This is a genomic window from Agrobacterium burrii, assembly GCF_017313405.1.
Lineage (GTDB): Bacteria > Pseudomonadota > Alphaproteobacteria > Rhizobiales > Rhizobiaceae > Agrobacterium > Agrobacterium burrii.
In genome coordinates this window covers 65741-90349 of the sequence record NZ_JAFLNA010000007.1, presented here as the reverse complement: position 1 = coordinate 90349, position 24609 = coordinate 65741, and the positions used below count along the sequence as shown (strand labels likewise).

Below are 24609 nucleotides of genomic sequence, written 5' to 3'. Positions count from 1 at the left end.
GACATTTCTCGCGATGGAAGGTTTGGCAATGCTAAGCGTGGGACAGCGAGGCCTTCCTTAAAAGGAATGAGTTTCTCGCTATGCCGGTGCCTGATACAAGGTTCGGTAATGCCGACAGTTCACGTGGCACCGTTGTCGGCAGGTCGGAGTGGTGACGTCGGCTGTTAGGTGTCTGTCAGACGCTCCTCACACAAAATCACTGTCAATCGAGTCCGCATCCCGTCCGAAATTGCAATCTTATTGAACATCTTGCCTCTATGTCGACTTGTTTTCGACATCGCAAGGTTACGTGGCGAGCGCATAAGCTCTCCAAACAAAGGAGAGGAGTATGTCGCAAACCGAGTTGACGCTTCAAGACATTCTCAATGACCCGCTGATCCTTCAAGTTATGCAAGCAGACGGAATATCCACCTGTCAATTGCTGAGTTTGCTTGGTGAAGCGCGTGATCGTCACGGGAACACCAACTACCGCGACCATCCAGGGATCGTCCATGACTGCATCCGCCACCAAAACTGGTCTAGCACGAAAGAAAGTAAAGACCACATTGCAACATAACATAATGTGAAAAGACACTCTGCAACAAGTGCTTAGGCCATAATCGTTCTCGAACAGGGCTAGACCGTCGCGGGTTGCCTGTTCCGCCATTCAACACAGGAACGATCACATGAAATTTAAAATTTTTGCGCTTGCAGCGCTCGCAGTGTCTTCTGCAGCACCGGTTGTTGCAGCAGATATTGTCTATGAGCAGCCTTCGGCTCCAAATGAGCAGCAGGTTTCCTCCTCGTATGATTGGTCTGGCTTCTATCTCGGCGCGCAAGGCGGATACAGTTGGAACCAGGCGGCATTATTTGGCTCTGACGTGGATCTCGACAGTGGCTCAGCAGGCGCGCATGCTGGGTACAATTTTCAACATGGAAATATCGTTTTTGGTATCGAGAACGACTTCAACTACAATTTTGAAGAGAACAGCGGCGCTAACGTCGAGTGGGACGCCTCCGGCCGCGGTCGTGTTGGCTATGCTTGGGACCGAACTTTATTCTTCGCTACAGGCGGTATCGCTGCGGCGGGTGTTAAGGTCGATGTTCCTGGCTCGAACAAGAAAGACGATATTCTGATTGGATGGACAGCCGGCGGCGGTGTCGAGCATGCCTTCACGGATAATATTCTTGTGCGCGGCGAATATCGGTACTCTGACTTCGGCAACAAAGACTTTGGGTCGGCGATTGGCGAAATCGGAGCAACCCAACATAAGGCCATGGTAGGCGCGAGCTACAAGTTTTGACAATCCGGCTTCCGATTTCCTCCAGTCTCGGAGGCCGGTAAAATGGCGGATTGTTGGTCACTGCAAAGCATCAGAGCTTGTGGAAGATCAACAATCGACTGCCTTCGAAGCTTGGCAGGCCTGACGACGGTGGTCTGGTGGGTGCACGGTGCGCTGTCATCACAAAACCAGTCATCAGACGCCCATGCAAAATATGCGGCCGTCCTCCAGCCGTTTCGGCGAGCATTCCTGCAGCTCCGGTGTCCTCGACCGGGGACTTCTGATCCTCAGCCTGTTCAACATAAAGCGCAGCCAGATGCACCTGCGCGAGATCTCGGAAATATCCGGTCTCGACAAGGCGACGACACTCAGGGCGCTGTAATCACTGTCGAATTGTGGATTTCTGGAACGGCATGCAGATGGCAGCTATTCCCCTGCGGCTGGCGGCAATCTCCAAGGCGACCTCGAATCTGGTCAACCGGATTGCCGAGCCGCTCAACCGGACCAGCGATCATCCATCAGGTCACGGCCTTCTACATTCGCACCGAGGGCAATCATCTTTGTGTGGTGCGCAGCCGCGTCAATCGCAACCACAGCTATTTCGTCGATGTCGGCGTGTCGGTATCCTTGTCGCATGGCGGTTCCGTGGCCAGCGTGCTGCAGGCCTAATCGGAGCCCGACAATCCGCTCTTCCAAGATGTTCGCGAGAACGGATATTCCATTACTCGCGGCGAGCGATTGCGGCACTACGCCTCAATATCGATCCCGTTATTCGATGCCGACAGGACATTTCTTGGCGCTTTGACAATCAGCGCCTTGAGCGTCGACGCGACCAACGAGGATTTTTTTCGCTTCGCTGATTTGCTCCTAGAGAGGTTCAACGATCCGGGTTTACGGCGAGGCTTGTCATCCGGCTTCCAAGATTGACCCCTTTCGGCGCGGAAGGATGCCCCCTTATGCTCCGTAATATGAACCTGATGTGTATCAATTTTTGCTGTCCAGCCGGGTTCATCTTTTGGCACCTGCGGCGGGGTCAAATGGCTCGCCGAAACACACCTTTAGGCGTAGACGGGTTTGCAGCGCTCAGACCGCAGACCGTGATCGGTTATGTCGAGCGACATGCGCTCGATGGTTCCGCCGAAAGTGGCAAAGCTAACTGCGAAACGGAAAAATGGATCAAACTCACACGAAAACTTACAGCCTGATGGTTTGTCGTCAAACGATAGGATGTGAAACGAGCGCCGGCCAGTTAGACGAGTTATACCAAGGCCCGATGAAATTGACTCACGGGATTCCGTTTTCGAGCAAATCATGATTCAAGATGGCGGAAGAAGATTTCGCCATGGGAACGGCCCTCAATATCCGTCAGGATTACACTGCTCATGACCTGCGTCAGCTTGCCAGAAAGAGCCGGGACGCGAACTGGTCCCGCCGATTGCTTGCTTTATCAGTGATTTACGAAGGCGGTTCTCGGAGCCAGGCCGCCTCAATTGGCGGGGTCGGTTTGCAGATCATCCGCGATTGGGTCGAGCGCTTCAACCGGCACGGTCCAGATGGCCTGAAGAGTGGAAAGGCCAAGGGCCGTGAGCCGTTGCTGAACGACAAGCAGCGCAAGGCACTCGTCGAGGAGTTAGAAAAAGGCCCCGTTCCCTATCTTGATGGCGTGGTGCGCTGGAGGCTCGTCGATCCTGTGCAATGGCTTTGGCAGGAACACCGTATCTCTGTGAGCCGTCAGACGCTTGGGCGCGAACTGCATGCGATGGGCTATCGCAAACTCACGGCCCGGCCGAAGCATCACGCGCAGGATAGCCAGGCGATGGAAGAACTTAAAAAAACTTCCCCGCCGCTGTGGCAAAAATTGCTGCCGGAGCAGCCCGAGGAAAGCGAGTAGAGATTTGGTTCCAGGACGAGGCCCGCATCGGACAGAATGACAAGATCACGCGCCGCTGGGCCAGGCGCGGAACGCGGCCTTCAGCACCGCACGATCAGCGCACAAGGTCGGCCTACATCTTCGGGGCAATCTGCCCGAAACTCGGCAAAGCGGCGGCACTTGTCATGCCATGGTGCGACACCCATGCGATGACCCAGCATCTCGCCGAAGTCTCCCGTCACGTCGCAGAAGACGCGCACGCCATCCTTATCATGGATCAGGCGGGCTGGCACATGTCCAACAATCTCATCGTCCCCGGCAAACATCACCATCCTGCCGCTGCCTCCGAAGTCTCCGGAATTGAACCCGGTTGAAAACCTCTGGCAGTTCATGCGCCAGAGCTGGCTCTAAAACCGGGTCTTCAAATCATACGAAGACATCGTCGACCATTGCTGCGACGCCAGGCGGAAACTCGAAAGTCAGCCATGGCGCATCATGTCCATCGGTCACCGTAAATGGGCACATGAGTTCTAATCATTGAGCGTTGGTATTATAGCTCTTGGAAGGGTCGAACTCGCGTGACATCTCCATGATGTCCGGAACCCTGAAAACACTTCAGAAGCAATACAAACAGACGTTATGACTCATTGAAAGCACGATACCAGGACACAACTCTGATAGTTTATTTATTAAATAAACTATTGACAATTATGGTGCCTTTCGTGTGTTGTGACTTCGCGTCAGGTGCTGGAACCCTGGCAGGAGGAGATCACACATGAGTTCTACATTCCAGTTTCTGCCGACGTCTCGTCGTCGCTTTCTTCAGGGTACGGGTGTTGCGTTTGCTTCGGCCGCACTTTCCGCGCCTGCCATTGCGCAGAGCAAACAGCTCACCATCATCTCAAACCGTGGTAATGCGGATCAGCGCAAGGCGCTGGAAACCATTGCCAAGGCATTCGGTGGTGCGTCTGGCGTTACCGTGACCGTCAACAACATGGATCATGAGGCGCACAAGACCGCCATTCGTAACTATCTCGTGGCGAGCCCGCCGGATGTCTGCTTCTGGTTCTCCGGCAGCCGCATGCGCAGCTTCGTGGAAAAAGGTCTGTTCGAAGATATCTCCGACCTAGTCCAGCGCGAAAAATATGCCGATGTTCTCGGCGCGACGCTTGGCTCCGTCACCGTCGATGGCAAGCAATATGGCTTGCCGACCGGTGGCATTCTCTGGGGTCTCTTCTATCGTCAGGATACGTTCGACCAGTTTGGACTGAGCGTTCCCAAGACATTCGATGACTTCTTCACGCTGGCCGAACAGTCCAAGAAGGCTGGCATCATTCCGATGAGTATGGGCACGAAGGACCAGTGGCCTTGCGGCGGATGGTTCGACCACATGAACCTGCGCATCAACGGTCTTCAGCACCACATGGACCTGATGGCAGGCAAGGTGAAATACACCGATCCATCGCTTACCGAAGTGTTCGAAAAGTGGGAACAACTGATCAAGGCCGATTTCTTCACGCCGAACGGCACCTCCTTCGCCTGGGATCCCGCAGCGGCCTCGCTGGTCCAGAAGAAGGCCGCCATGATGGATCTAGGCAACTTCATCAAATATGCCTTCCCGCCGGAAGACCTTCAGCATGTGCGCTTTGCGCCCTTCCCGACCATCAAGGCGGGCGTCGAACAGTTCGAGGATTTTTCGGTGGATTCGATCCATCTGCCCTCCGGCTCCAAGAACAAGGAACTGGCGCGCGAATTCCTCGCCTTCTTCTACAAGCAGGAAAACCTCAGCGCCTATCTCTCCCCGGAAGGCAACGTACCTGCCCGCAGCGACTGCGCGATCGGTGACGATCCTATCCTGAAAATGGCCGTTGACGAGATGAAGAAAGTCAAGGGCACGTCCCAATATTACGATCGTGACAGCGATCCAGACCTTGCCTTGGCAGGCCTCAAGGGCTTCCAGGAATTCATGGTCAAGCCGGAGCGGCGTGACCAGATCCTCACTCAGATCGAACGGACGCGCCAGCGCATCCACGGTTAAGCTCTGTCTGAACACCAAATGGGAGGCGTCATCGCCTCTCCTCCTCATCGACAGGATGGTCTCATGTCTATCTGGTGGCGCCGCCATCGCAACTGGCTGACGCCTGCGCTTCTTCTTGCGCCGGGTCTTATCCTTTTTCTGGTCGTCATCATCGCATCATCGATTGAGACGTTCTGGATTTCCTTTCACCAATGGGACGGCATGGGGGCGAAAACCTGGGTCGGTCTGGCGAACTATGCCGAGCTGATCGATGATCCGCAGTTTTATGTCTCGTTGAAAAACAATGCGATCTGGCTGGTCATGTTCCTGCTGGCACCGCCGATGGGTCTGACGATTGCGCTTCTGGTGAACCAGAAGATCGCTGGCATGCGGATCGTCAAGTCGCTGTTCTTCATGCCGCTGGTGCTGGCAGCGGTGACCGTGGGTGTCATTTTCGGCTGGTTCTACGATCCGACATTCGGCCTGCTGGCCATCATTTACCAAGCATTCGGAGCCACGGCACCAGCGCTTCTATCAGACGAAAACCTCGTGACCTTCGCCGTTGTCATCGCGGCACTGTGGCCGCAGGTGGCGTTTTGCATGGTGCTGTTCCTTGCTGGCCTCAACAATCTCGATGAAGAAATGATCGGGGCTGGACGTGTCGATGGTGCCCGTGGCTGGCCGATGTTGCGGCATATCGTTTTGCCACAACTGACGCAGGTCGCGTTCATCGCCGTCGCCATTACGGTCGTCGGCGCGTTGCGTTCCTTCGATGCCATTTACGTCATGACCGCAGGCGGGCCGTTTGGTTCCTCCACGGTGCTGGCCTACCAGATGTACGAGCAATCGATCTTCTCCTACCGCTTCGGTTATGGCGCGGCGATTGCGACGGTCCTTTTCCTCATCATGTCGGTCTTCATCGCATGGTATCTGCGCGGCCTCGTCAAGGCCGAGAAGGGAGCGTGATCTGATGTATCCACGTCCTATTCCCGAAAACAAACCCGCTGCCCGCATTGCCTATATGACCATGGTCTGCGTGATCCTCGCGCTCTGGCTCCTGCCACTGTTCGCAGTCATCATGACATCCTTCCGGTCATTCGATGACGTCATGGCAGGCAACTACTGGGGCTGGCCAACCAAGTTCAGCCTGACAGACAATTATGTGGCAGTGTTCCAGCAGACCAAGATGCTGCGCTACTTCGCCAACAGCATGATTATCACCATTCCCTCGGTGATCATGGTCCTGATCTTCTCGACGCTGACCGGATACGTGCTGTCACGCTACCGTTTCCGCGGCTCGATGGTGCTGTTCACGCTGTTCGTCGGCGGCAACTTTCTACCGCAACAGGTGATGATGATCCCGATCCGGGATCTGATGGTGTGGGCCGGGCTTTACGACACCTATTGGGCGCTGATGATATTCCACATCGCCTTCCAGACCGGCTTTGCGACACTCTTCATGCGCAACTTCATCGCGGCCCTTCCCGATGAGCTGTTTCAGGCGGCTCGCGCCGAAGGTGCGTCGCCCTGGCAAACGCTGATCCACATCGTCGTGCCCTTAGTGCGGCCTGCACTGGCGGCACTCGCCATCCTGACCTTCACCTTCATCTGGAACGATTATTTCTGGGCGCTGGTGCTGACGCAAAGCGACGCGATCAAGCCCGTGACCGCTGGCCTCTCCAACCTCAAGGGCGAATGGGTCTCTGCCTGGAACATCGTGTCGGCGGCAACCATCTTCGTCGCCGTGCCTCCTGTCGTGATGTTCTTCCTGATGCAGAAGCACTTCGTTTCCGGCCTGACCATGGGAGCCGTCAAAGGATGACCGCTTCCGCCAGCCGCACAACCCAACTCTCACCGATCAGCAAGGATACGACTGACATGAGCAGCGTCGAAATCCTCAACGTCCAGAAGCATTACACCAGCTTCCACGCCTTGAAGAACATCAATCTGACGATCGAAAAGGGCGAGTTCATCGTCATGGTCGGCCCGTCGGGCTGTGGCAAATCTACCCTGCTGAAGACCATTGCCGGTCTGGAGACGATCTCCTCAGGTAAACTGATGATCAATGGCCGGGATGTGACGAAGGAAGAACCGGGCGACCGTGGGATCGCCATGGTGTTCCAGTCCTATGCCCTCTACCCGCACATGACCGTTGCCGAAAACATGGGCTTTGGGCTGCGCATGGCTAAGCGCCCGAAAGCCGAGATCGATGCTGCGGTCAAACGCGCGGCCGCCATCCTGCGGATTGATGAACAACTGGACAAGCTGCCGAAACAACTGTCTGGCGGCCAGCGACAGCGCGTGGCCATCGGCCGGGCGATAACCCGCTCGCCGGAGGTGTTCCTGTTCGATGAACCGCTCTCGAATCTGGACGCGGCCCTGCGCACCCAGATGCGCGTCGAACTATCGACCCTTCACGCCGAGCTCGGCTCAACAATGATCTATGTGACCCACGATCAGGTTGAAGCCATGACCATGGCGAGCCGCATCGTCGTTCTCAACAAGGGCGAGATCGAGCAGGTCGGCTCTCCGCTGGAGCTCTACGCCAATCCCAAGAACCATTTCGTAGCAGGCTTCCTCGGCGCGCCACGCATGAACTTCTTCAAAGGCAAGGTCATCAGCAACGAGCAGGGGATTGCAGTCGTTTCCTTTGCCGGGCTTGAAGAACTGCGCATTCCGCTGATCGGTGACGCGTCGTTTACGACGGGCGATACGGTAATGCTCGGTGTGAGGCCCGAAAGGCTGCGAACACAGGACACCGACGCTTCCCTTATCACTTTCGACGCAAAAGTGCGCCTTGTCGAGCATCTGGGCCGGGAAACCATAGTCCATGCCGATGCTTCGCCCCTGATGGCTGTCGGCTCCGATACGGGAACGCACAATGTCACGATCCAGCTCGGAAAGGTCATGCCCTTCTTTGTCGGCTCATCCATTCGCGTCTGCTTCTCTCTCGACGACTGCTACCTCTTCGGCCCCGACGGCAAAACGCTCACACCTCCCAAGCCTGTGACCCAAAAATAAACTGGAGTTTCCACGATGAAACGGACCAACCCCGCGCCACTATCGGCATGGCGCACCCTTAACCTTGACGATTTTTTGCTCGGTGTGCCGCATTATCCCGAACATGTGGACGAGAGCTACTGGCAGCGCGATGCTGACCGGATGAAGGAAGCAGGCTTCAACGCCGTGCGCATGGGCGAATTCGCTTGGCACATCTGGGAACCCTATGAGGGCAGGTTCGACTTTGATCTTTTCGACAGGGCCATAGAAGGCCTCGGCAAAACCGGCATCAACACCATTCTGTGCACACCCACTGCGACGCCTCCCCGCTGGATGAGCATGAACTATCCAGAAATCCTGCGCGTGGATCGCAAGGGACGTCGGGCCAGCCACGGTTCGCGCCAGCATGGCGACACAACCAGCCCGGTGCTGCGCCAGCACAGCCGCCGCATTACCAAGGCGATGGCCGAGCATTACGCGGACAACCCTTACGTCATCGGCTGGCAGACGGACAATGAGCTGAACACCACGGAATCGGAATCCTTCTCGGATTCAGCAACGCTCGCCTTCCGCAACTTCCTGCGCCACAAGTATGACAGCATAGACGCGCTGAATTTCGCATGGGGCGGACATTTCTGGGCGACCGCCTACGACAATTTCGATCAGGTCGTGCTGCCGTTCCCGATGGCCCCGTCCTATCTCAGCCCAGGCCATGTGCAGGATTACCACCGCTTTCTGGCATCAGCTACAGCCGCATTCCAGCGCGATCAGGTCGAGATTTTGCGTGCAACGAACCCTGATTGGTTCATCTTCCACAATCTCGGCAATCTGACCGATATCGATTTCCGTGGCACCTTCGGCCAGGACCTCGATTTCATCGGCTTCGATATCTACCCGATGCTGTACGACGAGTTCCGCCGCAATGGTGGCCATGGAGCCACGCAAGCGCTAAAGCTCGATCTCTGCCGCAGCTACACGGGCAACTTCATCGTGCCGGAACAGGCATCCGGCATGGGTAGCCAACCGGCATTTACAACCATGACGCCCGAACCCGGCGAGATGCGGCGCATGGCGCTGTCTTCGGTGTCACGTGGTGCCGATGGTCTGATGTTCTTCCGCTGGCGTCCGGCCCATTTCGGCGCAGAAATCTACTGGATGGGTCTGATCGACCATGACGATGTCGGTCGTCGCCGTTTTGAGGAGGCAAAGCAGTTCGGTCGAGACATCGCCAAAATCAAGGACAAACTGCTCGGGACATCCGTGCATATGGATTTGGGCATTGCCGGTGCCGACTTCGACAATGAGGAGGCGCACAAAACCTACCCCATCGGCCTGCCCTCCCCGCAGGACGACGCCACGCTTCTGCACCGCCATTGCTATGAGCGCGGCATTTCCTGCGGCTTCATTCACCCCGAAGACGATCTTTCCCGTTTGAAGGCGCTTTACATTCCTCACTGGGTGATGTGGGACCAGGCATGGACCGCGAATGTCGAGGCCTTTGTCCAGGCTGGCGGCACGCTGATCGTCGGCGCTATGACCGGCACACGCAACATCAACAACCACATCATCCGCGAGCTCGCACCGGGCGGCGCGCTCGCCAAACTCTGCGGCGTGCGCGTGCAAGAATTCGGTCGCATCACGGCGAGGGATGGCGATGGTTTATTTCAGAAGAAGGGCGTGGAAGACGGTCATTACGTGCCGCCGCACATTCTCCCCTCCTCTTCCGCCTTCCGCAAATACACGATCGACATCAGTGGACGTACCATTGAGGCAGAGCATCTTTACGAGCTACTGGAACTCGACAGCGATGTCGAAACCATCGCCACATGGTCGAATCGCTTTGCAAAGGGCCGTGCGGCAGCCACGTTGCGGAAGGTCGGCAAGGGTCAGGTCATCTACCTCGCAACATACCTCACCGATGATCTAGTGGATGCGCTGGATGACGACGTACTGGCAAAAGCCGGTATCGAGCCGCTGATCGTTGATTTGCCAGAAGGCGTCGAAGTGGTGATGCGTACGGCTGAAGATCGCAAGCTGCTGTTCGTGCTGAATACGCTTGAGACCGAACGGAAACTCACCAATCTCGCGTCAGGCAAAGATTTGCTGACTGGCACCAACATCTCCGGCGAACACACACTCGAAGGTTATGGTTGCCTCGTCATCGAACGCGGCTGACCCAAGCCCGATAACGCTCTCCCAGAGGGGGTGAAAATCCCCCGAACAAGCGGCGAAGGTGTTACATTCACCTTCGCCGTTTCGTTATGCGGTCATGGCTGGTGTCGTCATTTCGAAATTGAACAAAGCCTGCGTTGCCAAGGCTGCCGCCCCGCTACTCCAGAAATTATCTCTCTCATCTGGCACCAATGCAGGCGGCGGTGTGAAGCAATAAAGGTCGAGCGCCTTGCGCATCGGGTCAAACAGCAGATCGCCAAAACTCACCGCTTCTCCACCAACGATGATGATTTCGGGGTCGACAATATCGACCACGCGCGCGAGATGCAGGCCAATAGCAGACCCGGCCTCCTGAAGAATGTCTATGGCAATCAGATCGCCCTGCAACGCGGCTTCCTTCATCGCATAACGATCCACAGGGCCGTCTTTGCCCCTGGCCTGACGCCAACGCTCAAGAATGGCTGGCTCGGAATAGAACGCCTGAAGGCAACCATGACGGCCACACTCGCACAAGGGACCGTCCAGGTTATGCATCGAGTGGCCAATCTTGCCCGCATGCCCGTGTGCCCCACGTTGCACCTGACCGTCCACCACCGTCGCGCACCCAATGCCGACCCCTATCGCCACGGCGGTAAATACCCGGTGCTGGCGCCCAAGACCAAACAAATGCTGCGCCAGCGCAAAGGCCAACGTGTCATCCTCCATCCAAACCGGAACATTGACCCGCTTCTGCAACATGCTGGCAAACGGCACATCCTCCCAGAAAAAGCGATGACTCTTGATGCAGATACCTCTCTCGGCATCAATCGTGCCCGGCATGGAAAACCCAACCCCTGTCAACAAACCCGCGTTTTCCGGAGCAAGCCGCTGCAACCGTGTGACCGCTTTCTCAGCCGCATCCAGAACGGACTGCGGCGACGGATCGTCGAACTCTATCGTCAAAGAAGAAAGCGTCGCAGTGGAAAGGTCGGTCAACACGCATTCCAGACTGCCCACATTCATCTTGATACCAATGGCGAGATGTCCGGCATAATTGATTTCCAGTGGTATAGGCCTTCGGCCACCACCACCGGGTATCGTTTCGCCCTCGATGAGATACCCTTCCGCGACAAGATCACTCACCACAAAGGTAACCGCCGCCGGGCTCAAACCCGTCGCCGCCGCTATATCCGCACGACTGAGCTGCTCCTCGCGCCTGATCAGGTTAAGGATCAGACGGCGATTCATCGCCCGCGTCGTTTGTTGATCGATTTTCACGCGAATGCATACCTTAAGTTCATGTAAAGACGTGGCAGTTTGTCCACCTAGCATATCCTCTCAGATCGTTGCGGACAAAAGCAAAAGCCACGGTAAGTTTGGCAAGCACCAGAGCCGGTCCGCCGAGAAGGTGAGGAAAGACAGCCAGCCCATTACTGCTTGCTTGAACATGCGCATGATAAAAACATGGCCTGCTGTGAGATTAGTCGTGATAGATGCGTTCGAACTCAACATAATGAGTAGATCAGGAAGAGAGCATGGATGGAAGGATCTGTCGTTAGGGTCACGTTGTCTCTGATTGGCCCAGGAATTCTTACTGTCTTCGCAGCGGCTTTCTCTGCCGCGTGGCTGATCGATCGCAAAAGGCATTACTTATTTCGAGGGTCTTCTCATAGTCGTACCACGTCACGCCATCCACACCGCTGGCCGCTTGCTTGCGAAGGGCATGGAAGCTCTTCACCAATAGCGTCGGAGTAATGTGGTGCATCAGCGCCGTGAAACGCATCTTCGGGTTCCGTTTGGCGGCTTCCCGTACACCGTCGATCCCCATCGAAGCGTGTTTTATCCGGCTCTGTGTCCGGCGCGCTGGAGTTTCGAAAGCGTTCCCTCCGATTACACCCCTTCCCTCCATTGCCTCCGCAGGATCATCTCCTTTGTTCGGCAACTTCTGCGGTACTATGGGCGTATCCGACTTCTCATCAACGTAGATGACTGGATTGTGGTCAACGACCTTCCCAGTCCCGTCCAGCCCATTTGCACTGGACGCTGATGAGATCTCGCTGCTTCCGTATGAAAGACTTCCCGGCATGCACAGGGTCTCCGACCGCGCGGGATCGGTGCATAGCTTGCGATTGACGCCATGCACCGTGTTGCCTTCCGCTTCGCTTAACAACGTCGGCATCCCGAATTGACAATTTTGCGGCTCAAAGGCCGGCCTGCCGGTTTCCCCTGTCAACGCTTCGACGCACACCTCGCGATGTGCCCCGCATGACTCGGGGTCAGAGTGATTCGCCACCTCTTCTCCGTACTGAACTTTCATCAGCTATCTTTCATCGGCTTGCAGCCGCACTAAGCGCGAGTTTCTATACGCCTTCCTCTCTTAAATGCTGTCAGGCATGGAGGTTTCCACTTAACATAGGTGGACACCTTTATGGACAAAGACACTCTTAAATTCCCCTCTCCAAAACAAGATCGCGACCGCCGGCGTCGCTATGATCCCGCATGGAAGCAGCGGCTGGTCGAGGCGTGTTCAGAGCCGGGGGTTTCGGTATCACGGCTGGCGCTTCAACACGGGGTCAACGCAAACCTTGTGAGAAAATGGATCAAGAATGCCCGGCACGTATCTGTGTCGTCGACATCGGCGTTCGTGCCGGTTCAGATCACGGCGGCGAGCGGCAAGTTCGATATTGAGATGCCAAATGCAGGGAACGAAGAGCCGGCACGCAGAGCGCACGGGACCAGCTCCCCGTCGAAGGTGAGTGCGTCATTGCCAAATGGCGTGATGCTGTCGCTTGAATGCGATGACGTGGACGCTTTGACAACGATCATCGGAGCGCTGGCTCATGTTCAAGCTAAACGCTGATATCCAGGTTTACCTGCATCGTGAACCGATCGACTTCAGGGCGGGGATCAATAGCCTTGCGGTCCTGGTCCAGGAGACAATGGCGCTCGATCCGTTCTCTCCTGCTGTCTTTGCATTTTGCAATCGCCGGCGTGACCGGATGAAGCTCCTGTTTTTTGATCGATCCGGTTTTGTGCTGGTTTTGAAACGGTTGACCGAAGACAAGTTCCGATGGCCGCGCCGCGAGGTGCCGGTGGTGACGCTGACGACAGAACAGCTTCATTGGGTTCTCGACGGCATCGATATCGACGCGATGGTCCGCCATCCCTTGCGGCAATATGAGATTGTCGGCTGAAGGGACGATCTGAGCAGTTGACGCGGCCGGGCGGTTCAGATTCAAAACTGTGATGAACAGAGCCGGTGAACCTGATGTTGCAGTGCTGATGGCGCAGTTGGCGGCAAATGCCGCCGAAATTGCTGCGCTGAAAGCCGAGAAGGAAGCGCTCTCGCGCCGCGTCGTCAAGCTCGAAGAGGAACTGGCACTCGCAAAGCTGCATCGTTTTGCACCGCGCAGCGAAAAGCACATTGATCGCCTGTTCAACGAAGCCGAAATTGCTGCGGACGAAGATGGCAGTGACGACGGCGATGCTGCCATCGATCTCCCTGATACAGGCCTGCCAGCGTCGACAGGACCGCGGGAAAGAAGCGGGGCCGCAGACCTCTGCCGGAAGATCTGCCACGCGAGCGGGTCGAATATGACCTTCCCGAGGATCAGAAGGCTTGTCCATGCTGCCATGGTCAAATGCATCGCATGGGTGAGGCCGTTACCGAGCAGCTCCATATCGAGGTCAAAGCAAAGGTCCTGCAGAATGTTCGGTTCAAGTACGCCTGCCGGCACTGCGACCGCACCGGGATCAACACGCCCGTCGTAATCGCGCCTATGCCGACACAGCCCCTGCCGGGCAGCGTTGCTACGGCTTCAACGCTGGCCTTCGCGCTTGTTCACAAATACGTCGATGGCACACCGCTCTACCGCGTTGCCCAGACCTTCGAGCGGGCTGGCGTACCGATCAGCCGTGGAGCACTTGCTCACTGGGTGATCGGTTCAAGCGAGAAGCATCTGCACCGCATCTATGAGGCCCTGAAGTTGCGGCTTCGGTCGCATCCTCTCATCCATGGTGACGAAACGACCGTTCAGGTCCTGAAGGAAAAGAACAAGGAAGCCACCAGCACGTCGTACATGTGGGCATACCGCAGCGGTGAGGACAGTGACGAGCCAATAGTGCTCCTCGACTACCAGCCCGGCCGGGGTAAGATCCACCCGCAGACCTTCCTCGGTGATTATCGCGGCATATTGGTAAGCGATGGCTACACAGCCTGGCGCACCATCAATGGCTCCACCCATGTCGGATGCATGGCTCATTCCAGGCGGCGCTTTGTCGAGGCCCTCAAGACCCGCAAGAATGGAGGCGGACCGCCGGAACAGGCGCTCCGGTTCTTCGAGCAACTCTACCGGATCGAAAAGCAGGCAAGAGACAATATCCCGGATGCCGGGGAGACGAAGGCCGACTGCATACGCGGTTTCCGCCAACAGCACAGCTTGCCCGTCCTGAACGCCCTGAAGATGTGGCTCGACACCATTGCGCCAAAGGTTTTGCCGGACAGCAAGCTGGGTGACGCCGTGTCCTACACTCTAAACCAGTGGGAGTATCTGACGCGCTATACCAGTGACGGCACAATGCCGATCGACAACAATATTCTTGAACGCGATATCAGAGTTTTTGCCGGACCTGGGTCATTGTGCACTCCTTCTTTAAGTGTTTGTAAACATTGGAAGTGTGTCGGTGTCAGAAGTGCGACACGGGCGGCCCTTTCGGGCTATCGCGGCTTGGACCGTCGCAGAAGCAAGATCGCTGGCCCGGATTTGATACGGCGCGCCGGGAACCACTTGCTCGGCAGACAACACATTCGTCTTGATAAGGTGGCGTATTCTGTGGTTCGTCACGCCCAACGCGGCCGCAGCCTCTGTCATGGTCAGCCATTCGCCGTCTTTGCCGGCTGATTTGTAGGCGTGAATGGCGCGGACTCTTCTTACGGAGGCGACACGGTGTGCGGTCCAAGTCTTTCCTTGACCAGTGGGCATACCCATTCGATTAAGCGAGGCGGCGATATGTTCATCTGACCAGCGTCCTGCCATGCTCCGCATCACCGCCAGAGCATCGTCCGTTGTGGCGCACCCGTGTTCACCCGTCTGGGGCTTGCGAACCTTGATCTCCGAATGCTGGCCGCCTTTCCAGTGGATGGTCAAAACCACGTCACGCACTTCGTCATCAACATCGACCACGATATCGGCGATCAATGTACGTAGCAGTTGCTGGCGCACGCGCATGGTGACATCCTGTGAGTCCCAGGCCGCTTTCATATTGTCCGCGAGGTTTGCAAAAGTGCCTGGGTCAACTTCAATAGTTGCAGGACCTTCCGTAGGCTTACGTACTTCCAGATCGCGCACGCGGCGTAGCGCCGTTTCCCAGTTCTTCTCAAGCTGTGCAGCAATCAGGCGGTTGTCTGGATCGCAAGCCGCATAGCGACGCTCAGCAAGGCTTGCCTCGTAGCGGGCCTGCTGCAGTTCCAGATTTTGGATATGGCGCTGGTCGTCCTGTCGCTCCCGGTGCATCCGCTCTGCTTCAAAAGTCGCTTCAATTGCTGATGGTTCTACCGCGCGCAAGAGCTCCCGCGCAATCGCTGCATCAACCTTCGAGCCGCCGAACGTCATGCAACGGGGCAAACCCTTCATCTGGTTCTGTTTATAGCAGCGATAAACAGGATTATTTGGATTTCCTGTGTAGGCAACGCTCAGTCGCTGCCCACACCGTCCGCAGGTTAGGAGACCCGATAATAGCGCTTTTCCGCCGCGCCCCGACTTGGTCCCTCCTGAGCGACCGTAATTATTGAGCGCCAGTATCTGTTGGTTGCGCTCGTACTCATCCCAGCTAATGTAGCCTTCGTGGTGGTCACGGATCATCACCTCCCAAGTTCCCGGCGGTTTGCTGTGCCCGTAACTGCGGCGGGCTCTTCCATCAACGATAGCAGTGCGCTTCTCGCTCTTTCCATAAACGTAGACGCCGGCGTAGAACGGGTTCTTGAGGATACCGATCACGTTGCGATAACGGACTGGCGTCCAGACGAAGTTTGTCATACGTCCTTCATCCGATGGCCGTGGGAAGGAAATCTGGTCTTTCGTCATCGACAGAAGTACCTGGCGCGCACTTCCAAGCTCGCTGAACCGGCCGAATATAGATCTGATAACGTCCTGCAGACGCAAATCGGGATCAAGACCAAGCCCTGCTTCTCGATGCCAAATGTAGCCGAAAGGTACAGAAAGCCGCAATTCGCCGCGCTGCGCTTTTGATCTGGCGGCGTCGAGCATGCGGGCTCTCAGGACGCCCAGTTCAAATTCGCTGATGCTCCCCTTCATCCCCAGCAGCAGACGGTCGTTGGGTCGACATGGATTATAGACACCATCGTGGTCTATGACACGAGCCTCTACAAGTCCGCAAAGTTCAAGCAGATGATGCCAATCGCGCCCGTTGCGTGCGAGCCGCGATGCATCGAAGCATAGAACGGCACCAACCTTACCGGCGCACAGCAGCGCGACGAGACGATCGAAGCCGGGGCGCGCAACAGTGCCGCTGGCGGAGCGTCCGAGGTCGTCGTCGATGACCTCGACGTCCCTGAAGCCGCGTTGTCGCGCGATATCAACGAGATCATACTGCCGTCGCTGGCCCTCCAGATTGGTCATAACCTGCGACTGCGTAGATTGCCGCACATAAACGATGGCCTTGCGCGCGAGCAGCGCTGTCGGAAGCATATCAGCGCTGGTCATCGTTGAACTCCTCGACGACCAGTCCGGCCGCCTGCATCAGCAGACAGGCTAGTGTTGATATCGCCGTCTTGCGATCCTTGTCGCTCAGTCCGTCGAGCGTCCTTGCTTTGAATATCAGGTCGAGTTGCCGGCCCGACGCCGGCTTGAGCGTATTGCGGGATCTCATCATGGTCCTCCTGAGTGATTCTACGTCCACCTCGGAAGATTGCAGGCTTATCGTCACCGGTGACCAGCCTGCGCAGTGCGATTAGCGCCGCAAGATCGACGCGTGGTGTTCCTATGGTCATGCCGCCGCAGGCCACAGGATCAATCATCCACTCCGAAATAGCGATCACAAAACCTGTCGGCCCCAATACCTTTAAAAAGCGACCTGCCGCTCGGTCTTCAACGCGGCGAATGGAAACCTTATGGCCGAAATACGGATGCCAGCGGTAATAGACTTCGACTTCATCGCCGACATGGGCAGAATGAACGGGGAATTGCGACCGGAAGAAAATCGTGGCTGTTCAGCGACAGCGTCGAGGGTGCCAAGGCTAGCGCCGTGATCTACAGTCTCATGCTGACTTGCCGCGCTTGTGGCGTCGACCCGCTCGCCTGGCTGCGTCACGTGCTCCATGAGTTGCCACAACGCGCTCCCGACGTCGGAATTGACGACCTCCTGCCGTTCAACTTCGCCAGCAAACCACTGCGTGCTTAACAAACAAATCCGAACCACTACCCCCGATATACCGGTGACGATCGTGTCAACGTGCGGAGAAAATCGCGTTTACATTTCATCAGTCGCTTCACGCACATCAGAAATTGTTGACCTAAGCGCCTCAACGGCGTCGTTGTAGGTTGTGGCCATTTCGATGAAGTCGGATGCCAAGTTGGAGTCCATTCCCTTCTCGAGATCGCCTTTCGAAAGAAATTGCAAGACAACTGACAGTGCTGAAATGGCTTGTTTCAGCTGGCGTTCGTTCCGGTCCATCTCGGAAGAACGTCGCGAAGCCTCCTCACCGGCAAGGCGGCGAGCCGCTGCGGCCTCTTCCTCCAGGCGCAAGTTTTCCCTTGCGGCGTCGCGGAAGACAATCGTGGCTCGGACCATGTCCCCCACCTCGTCTCGGCGCTCGCTGCCGTCGATATCGACACTCAGGTCGCCGTCGGCCAAGCGTGACATAGTCGAAGCCACACCCTTCAAAGGCGCACGAAGTGGTTCGATCAGGAAAATTGCTCCGACACAGGCAAGTAGGGTCCCTCCTATCATGACTGCCATATAGCCCGATATTAGCGCACACGTTCACGCGCGGGCTTCAAAGCGGAGGATCTATCGCCTTCTATCTCCGCAAGAGCAAAGAAGTGGAGATCCGGTATGAGCGCTGCCCCACATGTCGCCCGAAGAACAATTCGTTGGCAGCAGTTACGAGAGCTCGTACCGCTTGCCGACAACACGATCTTCGACATGGAGCAGCGTGGAGAATTCCCGCAGCGCTTCCATCTCACCTCGCGCTGCGTCATTTGTGACTTGGCAGAGGTGGAAGCCTGGCTCTATGCTCGGAGCCATGCCTCTCGCGCAAATGCAATAACCATGACCCTGAACTTCGGTGGAATGACATCGAGCCGCTCGGATCGGTCCTCGCCAATCAGAACCTTCTCCAGGCCTCGGCACTCTTCAGAGATTTCCGGCTCGATAATCTCTTCGATGCGTTCGAGATGGGCGGCAAAGCCCTTGCGTGGGCGTGCTTCCCGCTTCGGCCGGCCGCGCGGCCAATTTAGGATGCCGTTTACGACTAGAACCGCGCGACGTACAGAGCATCTTGCGTGCCGCCGCCACCGTTAACGCCGCCATATGATGCAGGAGTGGTCGAATATGTTGGACGCCTGGGGTTTGGGTCAGAAGTATCGTCCGACGCTGCTCCCGGCCACGATGGAGTTGCTTGAGTTGGAGCCTAGTGTTTGACGGGCCGCGAACGGCGCAGCCTCACGTCAGGGCTTGGAGCACGTTTTATTTCCGCAAGGCCTTCTCCCCTACCACGTGCGTAGCATCACAGCGACATTGTCCACAATCCCCGCTTTGCAACGGGTTAAGGCCTGCCACCAAAGAAACCGGCACTCCGCCGTCTATCACTCAGTGGACGAAGCTATTATCTCCGACCTTCCACCAGCAGGCTCGCCCGTATGATGCGCTCATACACATGCATCGCATCCTCGATGATCAGTGCTTTTCGGCCGACATCCGTTTCGTAATGGATCTGCATCGCGGAATATGCGCGCATCCCTAAAAGCTGGTAAATGATGCAGTCTATCTGGTTGTCGGTCAGGTCGGCAACCAGCCCGGCCGCCATGCCGCGCTTCAGCGAGCGGCGGTATCCCGAGACAATATTGGCGATATGGATGCGATGGGCGTCGGGCGCAAACACTTCGGCCTCGTAAAGGACCCGGTAGAAGCCGTCATTGTCGGCGACATAGCGCAGGAATTCATTGAACCGGGTCAGTTCGCGCAAAAGCCCCGACGCCGATTTGCGGGCCGCCGCCTCGACGGTCGTCAGCATGCGCAGGCCTTCATAAGGCAGAAGTTCGCCGAACAGCGCCTGCCGATCGGCAAAGTAGTTGTAGAAGGTGCCCTGCGCTACGCCGGCGGTGTCGGCGATCTTGGCAATTGATGCGGAGGAATATCCTTCTGCAGCGACGACCTTGCAGGCGGCGGCAAGCAGGCTTTCCCGCGTCAGCTTGGCTTTCTCGTCCCTTGACAGGCGGCGCTCACCCCGCCGGTTCAAAACCCCTCTCACCATGTCTAGACCTGATCCGTATTGTCCGTTGCCGTCGCGAGTTGGCCTTGGCCGTCAAGGTCCCTCAGAACTCGTTTGAGCACTTTTCCGGACGGATTGCGAGGCAGTGCTGGCAAAAACACCAGATCTTTCGGGCATTTGAATTTTGCCAGGGATTTCTGGCAGTGCTCAGAGAGTTGCGCGAAATCCAGGCGGCCGTCCGGCGCCAGCACCACGGCCGCAACCGCGATTTCGCCCCAGCGCGGATGCGGCCGGGCGAAAATCGCGGCCTCCTTGACGGCGGGATGCTGGTAGATCACCCGCTCGACCTCAGAAGAGGCGATGTTCTCCCCGCCCGAAATGATCATGTCTTTCTGCCGGTCGGTGATAAACAGGAAGCCTTCGTCATCCACGCGCCCCACGTCTCCGGAGCGCAGGAACCCGTCGGCATGAAAGGCGGCAGCGGTGGCCTCTGGATCGCGCCAGTATTCGCGCATCACCTTCGGCCCGCGCATGCAGATTTCACCGTCTTCGCCGGCGGCAAGGCGATTGCCGTTGTCGTCGCGGATGTCAAGTTCGATGAAGCGCAGCGGCCGGCCGACCGAGCCGATCTTGTCCAGCTCGCGGCCGGGGTCCATCATCGTGTCGCCAGAACAGGTTTCCGTCATACCGTAGGCATCGATATAGCGGGCAGAGGGAAACCGCTCCATGAAGCTGCGGATCCGCGATTCCGGGGTGCGTTCGCCGCCCGCGATGCACCAGCGCAGCGAACCGCACGGCGCGGGATCGGGCAGTGCCAGAATATCATTCGTCATGACCGGCGCCAGCCAGACCCCGTCGATCCGCTCGCGGGCGATGGCATCCATAACCGCGCACGGATCGAAATCGCGCTGCACGACGATCATCCCGCCGGCGAGATGAACCGCAAGGCCCGGCAGATCGCAACCACCGACATGATACAGGGGGCCGACGATCAACAGACGGGTTGCGGTGCCAAGCCCGAGAGCCAGCACGTGATCGTAGCATTTCCAGTAATAATTATCGTAAGTGTGGACAACGCCCTTCGGCCGCGCGGTGGTTCCGGACGTGTACATCAGCCGGAACACGTCGTCCCGTCCGCGTGGAATCATGTCGGTAGTGTTCCTGCCGCGATCGGCCGGCACCAGCATTGCGCCGATATCCCGTTGTCCCGCCTCGTCGACGCTGATGACCGGAAGTCCGCATTCCACAGCAACAGGCGCAAAGACGTCGTCGGCAAGGATCAGCTGCGCACCCGCATGCGTCGAGATATAGGTGACCTCCTCCGCCGACAGACGGAAGTTCAGCGGCAGAACAACCCCGCCGATATGCCCGATCGCATAGATGAGCTCGATATAGGCAAGGCTGTTCTTCATCAGCAGCGCGACGATCGAGCCATCCCCGATGCCGCGTTGCTTCAGGCCGAAGGCCAGATGGCGGACACGGGCATCGAGGCTTCGCCAGTCCAGCCGAATGTCCTTATAGACCACGGCCTCGGCATTGGGCGACGCCTCCGCATTGCGTGCAAGATATCGCGACAAGTTAAACATTGCTTTTTCCTAATAGGACCGTGGAAGGCCCAGATTGACTGTCGAGATGTAGTTCAGGATCATCTCTTCCGAGACTGGTGCGAAACGGAACAACCGCGCATCGCGCCACAGACGCTCCACATGATACTCCTTGGAATAGCCCATTCCACCCATCACCTGCATGGATTGTTCGGTCGCATTGCAGGCGGCCTGTGCGGCGATCAGCTTTGCCGCATTGCTTTCCGATGCGAAAGGCAGGCCGCGATCGAAATTGCTGGCCGCCTTCAGATTGAGCAGCTTGGCCGATTCCAGTTCCGCCCAGCTCTGCGCCAGCGGAAATTGCAGCCCCTGATAGCTGCCGATCGGCTTGCCGTTGAACACCTTGCGGTCGCGGGCATAATCGACGCCGAGCTGGATCGCCAGCTGGCCGGTCCCGACCAGCCCTGCCGTCGTGACGATGCGTTCGGAATTGAGGATGTCGAGAAGCTGGACCCAGCCCTCGTCGATGGTGCCGATCACCTCGCTGTCGGCGGCAAACACGTTGTCGAGATAGACGACGGAGGAGGGCAGCGTGTTGGTGCCGACCTTCTCGATCTCGGTATGGGTGATGCCCTCGCGATCGGTATCGACCATGAACAGGCTGATCCCATGGGTTCTCTTGACCGCCTCCGAGGCCGGCGTGCTGCGCGCGACGACCAGCATCTTCTGGGAGTTGGCGACCCCGGTGATCCAGATCTTCTGCCCCTTGATCGACCAGCCGCCCTCGACCCGGTCGGCGCGGGTCTTCAGCGCCAGCGAATTGGTGCCGGCATCCGGCTCGGTCAACGCCATGCAGAAGGTCATGCGCCCCTCGCACATCGCAGGCAACCAGTCGCGTTTCATGGCCTCTGTGCCATAGCGATCGACGGCGACGCCGCCGAAGACCGGATTCAGCATGAACATCTGCGCCAGCGTCGATCCGGCTCCGGCCTTGCAGAGTTCCTCGATGCACAGCGCCAGATCGAGAAGCCCGAGCCCGACGCCGCCATGCTCCACCGGGATCATGGTCCCGGCGATGCCGGCATCGCAGATCGCAAGCCAGACCTCCTGCGGGTAGGCTTTCTTCTTGTCCTTGTCGCGCCAGTATTCCAGCCCGAAGCGCTCTCCCACCTGCCGCGCCGTGTCCAGCATCATCTGCTGTTCGTCGTTGATGTCGAAATTCATGGCTGCTCCTAAAGGGTCTGGCGCGATGCCGGTGCACGAAGGAGATCCAGCGGATTCTCGAGCAACTCGGTCAGGGTGGAAAGAAAACGGGCGGCATCCGCGCCATCGATCAGGCGGTGGTCGGCGGCGAGCGTGAGATTGATTTCCCGGCGAAGTTCGGGTTTGCCGTCGGCATCTGGACGGAAGGCCTGCTGCTCGGCTCCGACACCGAGGATCATCGCCTGTGGCGGGCTGATGATCGGCGTGAGGCTGCCGGCGCCGAACATGCCGACATTGGAGATCGAGATCGCACCACCGGAAACATCGGCACTTTGCAGGCGCCCGCTACGGGCGCGGTCGAGAAGGACGCCGCAGGTCGCGGCCAGCGCGTCGAGCGGCAAATGGTCGGCACCGTTCAGCACCGGAATGCGCAGTCCGCCCGGCGTCTCCGTGACGATCCCGACGCCGATCTCGGGCAGCGCCATGATCCCTTCCGGCAACCAGATGCTGTTCAAGGCAGGATGCCGGTGAAGCGCCAGCCCCAGCGCCTTGACGAGAAGATGCGTCACGGACATCTTTTGCCGGGCGCCGGTTCCGGGATTCAGCGATGCCCGCAAGTGCAGAAGCGGCCCCGCGTTGACGTCGCGGCTGACATAGAAGTGCGGAATGTCGCGCTTGGCGGCCTGCACCCGGCGCGCGGTTGCCATCCGCACCGCGTCCGGAACGGTGATCTTGGGCGATGCCGTTTCGTGTGTGGCATCCTGTGGTGTCGGCCCCGCTGCCGGCTGTGCCGCCAGAACATCGGCGGCCTTGATCCGGCCGGCCGGGCCGGTTCCCGATATCGCTTGCAGGTCCTTGCCGGTATTGCGAGCGATCCGCCGCGCCAGAGGGGTTGCGATGACCCGCAGGATATCGCCCTTCATGATGCGTCCGTCGCGGCCACTACCAGCGACGCTGCCCGGATCGATGTCGTGTTCCGCCATCAGCTTTCGGGCCGAGGGGGCATCCCGCGCTCCGGCATCTGCCGGCGTCGGCACGACAGATGCGGTCGCGGCCTGCGTCGGGGCTTCGCCCTCGAGGGTCATCCGGGCGATCGGTTCGCCGACCGGAACCACAGCCCCTTGCGCATGCAGGATCGTTTCCAGTTGGCCGTTCGCGGCGGCTTCGATCTCGTTGGTCACCTTCTCGGTTTCGACCTCGAAGAGGATATCGCCCTTGACGAAGGTGTCTCCCGGCTGGCGATGCCAGGCCGCAATCGTACCCTCCGTCATCGTCAGCCCCAGTTTCGGCATCACGATGTCGGTCATGACGTCATTCCCCCCGGAACGCGGCGGGGCGCTTTTCCAGAAAGGCGCTGCAACCTTCATGGGCGTCGTGGCTGTCGAGGACGAGGCCGATCACCGCCTGCTCGTGGCGCAGCGCTGCGCTGAGCGGCATGTCGGCACCGTCGATCAGCACGCGCTTCAAAAGCTTGAGGACCGCCGGCGACTGGGCCGCCAGCTTGTTCGCCATGGCTCTCGCCTCATCCATCAGCGTCTCGTGCGGCACGACACGGTTGGCGAGCCCGATTTCGACGGCCTCCTGCGGCCCGATCATTTCGCCGAGATACATCAGTTCGCGTGCCCGGCAGGAGGGAACCTGCCGCAGGATGCGCTGCGTGCCGCCGGCGCCCGGAAACAGGCCGAGCTTGATTTCCGGCAGGCCCAGCTTGGCGCGATCGGAAAGCAGACGCAGGTCGAGCGTCAGCAGAAGTTCGGTGCCGCCGCCGAGCGCAAAGCCGTTGATCGCACCGATCGTCGGTTTGTCCAGCGTCTCGATCCGCCGCAGCAGCTTGTGGATCTCCTCGGCGAATTCGTTGTAATGCGCCAGCGCCTTGCGCGAATTGAGATCGGCGATATCGCCGCCGGCGACGAAGGCGCGCCCGTCGGCGGTGAAGATGACCACGCGGATGGCCGCATCCTTTTCGATCCGGTCGAGAACCTGATTGAGTTCCGCCATCACGCCCATGTCGAGCGCGTTGAGGGTCTGCGGCTTGTTGAAGGTCACCGTCACAACAGGGCCGTCGATCTCACAGACGAGGGAGGGGGTGGAAAACTGATCTTTGGACATCT

Annotated in this window: 22 protein-coding genes and 5 pseudogenes; 16 read left to right on the top strand and 11 right to left on the bottom strand. The window is 58.0% G+C overall.

What is annotated here, in order from left to right; translation table 11 throughout:
• Window positions 1-328 precede the first annotated feature (328 nt).
• The 11 genes and pseudogenes from JZX89_RS14470 to JZX89_RS14420 all read left to right on the top strand — a co-directional run bounded on the left by JZX89_RS14470 (window position 329) and on the right by JZX89_RS14420 (window position 10324).
• Window positions 329-556: a hypothetical protein gene (locus JZX89_RS14470; RefSeq protein ID WP_207134466.1), complete on the top strand. Its 228-nt coding sequence runs from the start codon at window positions 329-331 to the stop codon at window positions 554-556.
• Window positions 557-665: 109 nt separating this feature from the next.
• Window positions 666-1283 carry an outer membrane protein gene (locus tag JZX89_RS14465; protein ID WP_207134465.1) on the top strand — a complete coding sequence of 206 codons (618 nt, stop codon included), beginning with the start codon at window positions 666-668 and terminating at the stop codon, window positions 1281-1283.
• Window positions 1284-1467: 184 nt separating this feature from the next.
• A complete protein-coding gene (locus JZX89_RS14460; RefSeq protein WP_207134464.1) occupies window positions 1468-1644 on the top strand; it encodes a helix-turn-helix domain-containing protein in 177 nt (58 codons plus the stop codon).
• 101 nt (window positions 1645-1745) lie between these two features.
• Window positions 1746-1931, top strand: a complete 186-nt coding sequence (locus JZX89_RS14455; RefSeq protein WP_207134463.1) for a hypothetical protein — start codon at window positions 1746-1748, stop codon at window positions 1929-1931.
• Window positions 1932-2000: 69 nt separating this feature from the next.
• On the top strand, window positions 2001-2189 hold the full coding sequence (locus JZX89_RS28900) for a hypothetical protein (protein ID WP_210348480.1): 189 nt from the start codon (window positions 2001-2003) through the stop codon (window positions 2187-2189).
• A 394-nt stretch (window positions 2190-2583) separates the two neighbouring features.
• A pseudogene (locus JZX89_RS14445) lies at window positions 2584-3666 on the top strand (IS630 family transposase).
• A 241-nt stretch (window positions 3667-3907) separates the two neighbouring features.
• Entirely contained in the window at window positions 3908-5170 is a 1263-nt protein-coding gene (locus tag JZX89_RS14440) for an ABC transporter substrate-binding protein (RefSeq protein ID WP_207134462.1), read from the top strand.
• 63 nt (window positions 5171-5233) lie between these two features.
• Window positions 5234-6115, top strand: a complete 882-nt coding sequence (locus tag JZX89_RS14435; protein WP_207134461.1) for a carbohydrate ABC transporter permease — start codon at window positions 5234-5236, stop codon at window positions 6113-6115.
• A 4-nt stretch (window positions 6116-6119) separates the two neighbouring features.
• Window positions 6120-6971 (top strand): carbohydrate ABC transporter permease, encoded by an 852-nt coding sequence (locus JZX89_RS14430; protein ID WP_113091751.1) that lies wholly within the window; start codon window positions 6120-6122, stop codon window positions 6969-6971.
• Between the two features lie 56 nt (window positions 6972-7027).
• Window positions 7028-8170, top strand: a complete 1143-nt coding sequence (locus tag JZX89_RS14425) for an ABC transporter ATP-binding protein (protein ID WP_207134460.1) — start codon at window positions 7028-7030, stop codon at window positions 8168-8170.
• A 15-nt stretch (window positions 8171-8185) separates the two neighbouring features.
• Window positions 8186-10324, top strand: coding sequence for a beta-galactosidase (locus tag JZX89_RS14420; RefSeq protein WP_207134459.1), 2139 nt, complete (start codon window positions 8186-8188; stop codon window positions 10322-10324).
• Between the two features lie 84 nt (window positions 10325-10408).
• On the opposite strand, the gene JZX89_RS14415 is transcribed toward JZX89_RS14420, so the two are convergent.
• Both JZX89_RS14415 and JZX89_RS14410 read right to left on the bottom strand, forming a co-directional pair.
• Entirely contained in the window at window positions 10409-11548 is a 1140-nt protein-coding gene (locus tag JZX89_RS14415; RefSeq protein WP_246746730.1) for an ROK family transcriptional regulator, read from the bottom strand.
• Window positions 11549-11891: 343 nt separating this feature from the next.
• Window positions 11892-12617, bottom strand: coding sequence for a hypothetical protein (locus JZX89_RS14410; protein ID WP_246746712.1), 726 nt, complete (start codon window positions 12615-12617; stop codon window positions 11892-11894).
• A gap of 111 nt (window positions 12618-12728) precedes the next feature.
• Here JZX89_RS14410 and tnpA point away from each other — a divergent pair, with 111 nt between their 5' ends.
• The 3 genes and pseudogenes from tnpA to tnpC all read left to right on the top strand — a co-directional run.
• The gene (gene tnpA / locus JZX89_RS14405; RefSeq protein WP_207134458.1) at window positions 12729-13160 is read left to right on the top strand and encodes an IS66-like element accessory protein TnpA; all 432 of its coding nucleotides are present in this window, start codon (window positions 12729-12731) and stop codon (window positions 13158-13160) included.
• Window positions 13141-13494, top strand: a complete 354-nt coding sequence (gene tnpB / locus JZX89_RS14400; protein ID WP_207134457.1) for an IS66 family insertion sequence element accessory protein TnpB — start codon at window positions 13141-13143, stop codon at window positions 13492-13494. Before tnpA ends, tnpB begins: the two co-directional genes overlap by 20 nt.
• Before the next feature lie 52 nt (window positions 13495-13546).
• A pseudogene (gene tnpC / locus JZX89_RS14395) lies at window positions 13547-14925 on the top strand (IS66 family transposase); the annotation flags it as partial.
• Window positions 14926-14952: 27 nt separating this feature from the next.
• Here tnpC and JZX89_RS14390 read toward each other — a convergent pair.
• Window positions 14953-17022 carry a recombinase family protein gene (locus JZX89_RS14390; protein WP_207134456.1) on the bottom strand — a complete coding sequence of 690 codons (2070 nt, stop codon included), beginning with the start codon at window positions 17020-17022 and terminating at the stop codon, window positions 14953-14955.
• Window positions 17009-17188, bottom strand: coding sequence for a hypothetical protein (locus JZX89_RS14385; RefSeq protein ID WP_207134455.1), 180 nt, complete (start codon window positions 17186-17188; stop codon window positions 17009-17011). Before JZX89_RS14385 ends, JZX89_RS14390 begins: the two co-directional genes overlap by 14 nt.
• 306 nt (window positions 17189-17494) lie before the next feature.
• Between JZX89_RS14385 and JZX89_RS14380 the strand changes: the two are divergent.
• A pseudogene (locus JZX89_RS14380) lies at window positions 17495-17719 on the top strand (transposase domain-containing protein); the annotation flags it as partial.
• A 69-nt stretch (window positions 17720-17788) separates the two neighbouring features.
• Here the strand turns inward: JZX89_RS14380 and JZX89_RS14375 are convergent.
• Window positions 17789-18268, bottom strand: a complete 480-nt coding sequence (locus tag JZX89_RS14375) for a HAMP domain-containing protein (RefSeq protein ID WP_256438142.1) — start codon at window positions 18266-18268, stop codon at window positions 17789-17791.
• A gap of 105 nt (window positions 18269-18373) precedes the next feature.
• Between JZX89_RS14375 and JZX89_RS14370 the strand changes: the two are divergent.
• Window positions 18374-18544: pseudogene (locus JZX89_RS14370) on the top strand (helix-turn-helix transcriptional regulator); the annotation flags it as partial.
• Between the two features lie 41 nt (window positions 18545-18585).
• On the opposite strand, the pseudogene JZX89_RS28605 reads toward JZX89_RS14370, so the two are convergent.
• From JZX89_RS28605 to JZX89_RS14345, 6 genes and pseudogenes are all read right to left on the bottom strand, one after another.
• A pseudogene (locus JZX89_RS28605) lies at window positions 18586-18753 on the bottom strand (IS66 family transposase); the annotation flags it as partial.
• 392 nt (window positions 18754-19145) lie between these two features.
• Entirely contained in the window at window positions 19146-19793 is a 648-nt protein-coding gene (locus JZX89_RS14365; RefSeq protein ID WP_207134453.1) for a TetR/AcrR family transcriptional regulator, read from the bottom strand.
• A 2-nt stretch (window positions 19794-19795) separates the two neighbouring features.
• Entirely contained in the window at window positions 19796-21337 is a 1542-nt protein-coding gene (locus JZX89_RS14360; protein ID WP_207134452.1) for an AMP-binding protein, read from the bottom strand.
• A gap of 9 nt (window positions 21338-21346) precedes the next feature.
• Entirely contained in the window at window positions 21347-22519 is a 1173-nt protein-coding gene (locus tag JZX89_RS14355; protein WP_207134451.1) for an acyl-CoA dehydrogenase family protein, read from the bottom strand.
• Window positions 22520-22527: 8 nt separating this feature from the next.
• Entirely contained in the window at window positions 22528-23805 is a 1278-nt protein-coding gene (locus tag JZX89_RS14350; RefSeq protein WP_207134450.1) for a dihydrolipoamide acetyltransferase family protein, read from the bottom strand.
• 4 nt (window positions 23806-23809) lie between these two features.
• A complete protein-coding gene (locus JZX89_RS14345) occupies window positions 23810-24607 on the bottom strand; it encodes an enoyl-CoA hydratase/isomerase family protein (protein WP_207134449.1) in 798 nt (265 codons plus the stop codon).
• Window positions 24608-24609: the final 2 nt, after the last annotated feature.

Bases quoted from the DNA above. Each gene is read 5' to 3' on its own strand.
- JZX89_RS14350 (WP_207134450.1), bottom strand. From the start codon at position 23,805: ATGACCGACATCGTGATGCCGAAACTGGGGCTGACGATGACGGAGGGT.
- JZX89_RS14420 (WP_207134459.1), top strand. From the start codon at position 8,186: ATGAAACGGACCAACCCCGCGCCACTATCGGCATGGCGCACCCTTAAC.
- JZX89_RS14470 (WP_207134466.1), top strand. From the start codon at position 329: ATGTCGCAAACCGAGTTGACGCTTCAAGACATTCTCAATGACCCGCTG.
- JZX89_RS14345 (WP_207134449.1), bottom strand. From the start codon at position 24,607: ATGTCCAAAGATCAGTTTTCCACCCCCTCCCTCGTCTGTGAGATCGAC.
- JZX89_RS14360 (WP_207134452.1), bottom strand. From the start codon at position 21,337: ATGTTTAACTTGTCGCGATATCTTGCACGCAATGCGGAGGCGTCGCCC.
- JZX89_RS14460 (WP_207134464.1), top strand. From the start codon at position 1,468: ATGCAAAATATGCGGCCGTCCTCCAGCCGTTTCGGCGAGCATTCCTGC.
- JZX89_RS14425 (WP_207134460.1), top strand. From the start codon at position 7,028: ATGAGCAGCGTCGAAATCCTCAACGTCCAGAAGCATTACACCAGCTTC.
- JZX89_RS14430 (WP_113091751.1), top strand. From the start codon at position 6,120: ATGTATCCACGTCCTATTCCCGAAAACAAACCCGCTGCCCGCATTGCC.
- JZX89_RS14435 (WP_207134461.1), top strand. From the start codon at position 5,234: ATGTCTATCTGGTGGCGCCGCCATCGCAACTGGCTGACGCCTGCGCTT.
- JZX89_RS14465 (WP_207134465.1), top strand. From the start codon at position 666: ATGAAATTTAAAATTTTTGCGCTTGCAGCGCTCGCAGTGTCTTCTGCA.
- JZX89_RS14415 (WP_246746730.1), bottom strand. From the start codon at position 11,548: ATGAATCGCCGTCTGATCCTTAACCTGATCAGGCGCGAGGAGCAGCTC.
- JZX89_RS14390 (WP_207134456.1), bottom strand. From the start codon at position 17,022: ATGACCAGCGCTGATATGCTTCCGACAGCGCTGCTCGCGCGCAAGGCC.
- JZX89_RS14365 (WP_207134453.1), bottom strand. From the start codon at position 19,793: ATGGTGAGAGGGGTTTTGAACCGGCGGGGTGAGCGCCGCCTGTCAAGG.
- JZX89_RS14355 (WP_207134451.1), bottom strand. From the start codon at position 22,519: ATGAATTTCGACATCAACGACGAACAGCAGATGATGCTGGACACGGCG.
- tnpA (WP_207134458.1), top strand. From the start codon at position 12,729: ATGGACAAAGACACTCTTAAATTCCCCTCTCCAAAACAAGATCGCGAC.
- JZX89_RS14410 (WP_246746712.1), bottom strand. From the start codon at position 12,617: ATGAAAGTTCAGTACGGAGAAGAGGTGGCGAATCACTCTGACCCCGAG.
- JZX89_RS14440 (WP_207134462.1), top strand. From the start codon at position 3,908: ATGAGTTCTACATTCCAGTTTCTGCCGACGTCTCGTCGTCGCTTTCTT.
- JZX89_RS14375 (WP_256438142.1), bottom strand. From the start codon at position 18,268: ATGATAGGAGGGACCCTACTTGCCTGTGTCGGAGCAATTTTCCTGATC.
- JZX89_RS14385 (WP_207134455.1), bottom strand. From the start codon at position 17,188: ATGAGATCCCGCAATACGCTCAAGCCGGCGTCGGGCCGGCAACTCGAC.
- tnpB (WP_207134457.1), top strand. From the start codon at position 13,141: ATGTTCAAGCTAAACGCTGATATCCAGGTTTACCTGCATCGTGAACCG.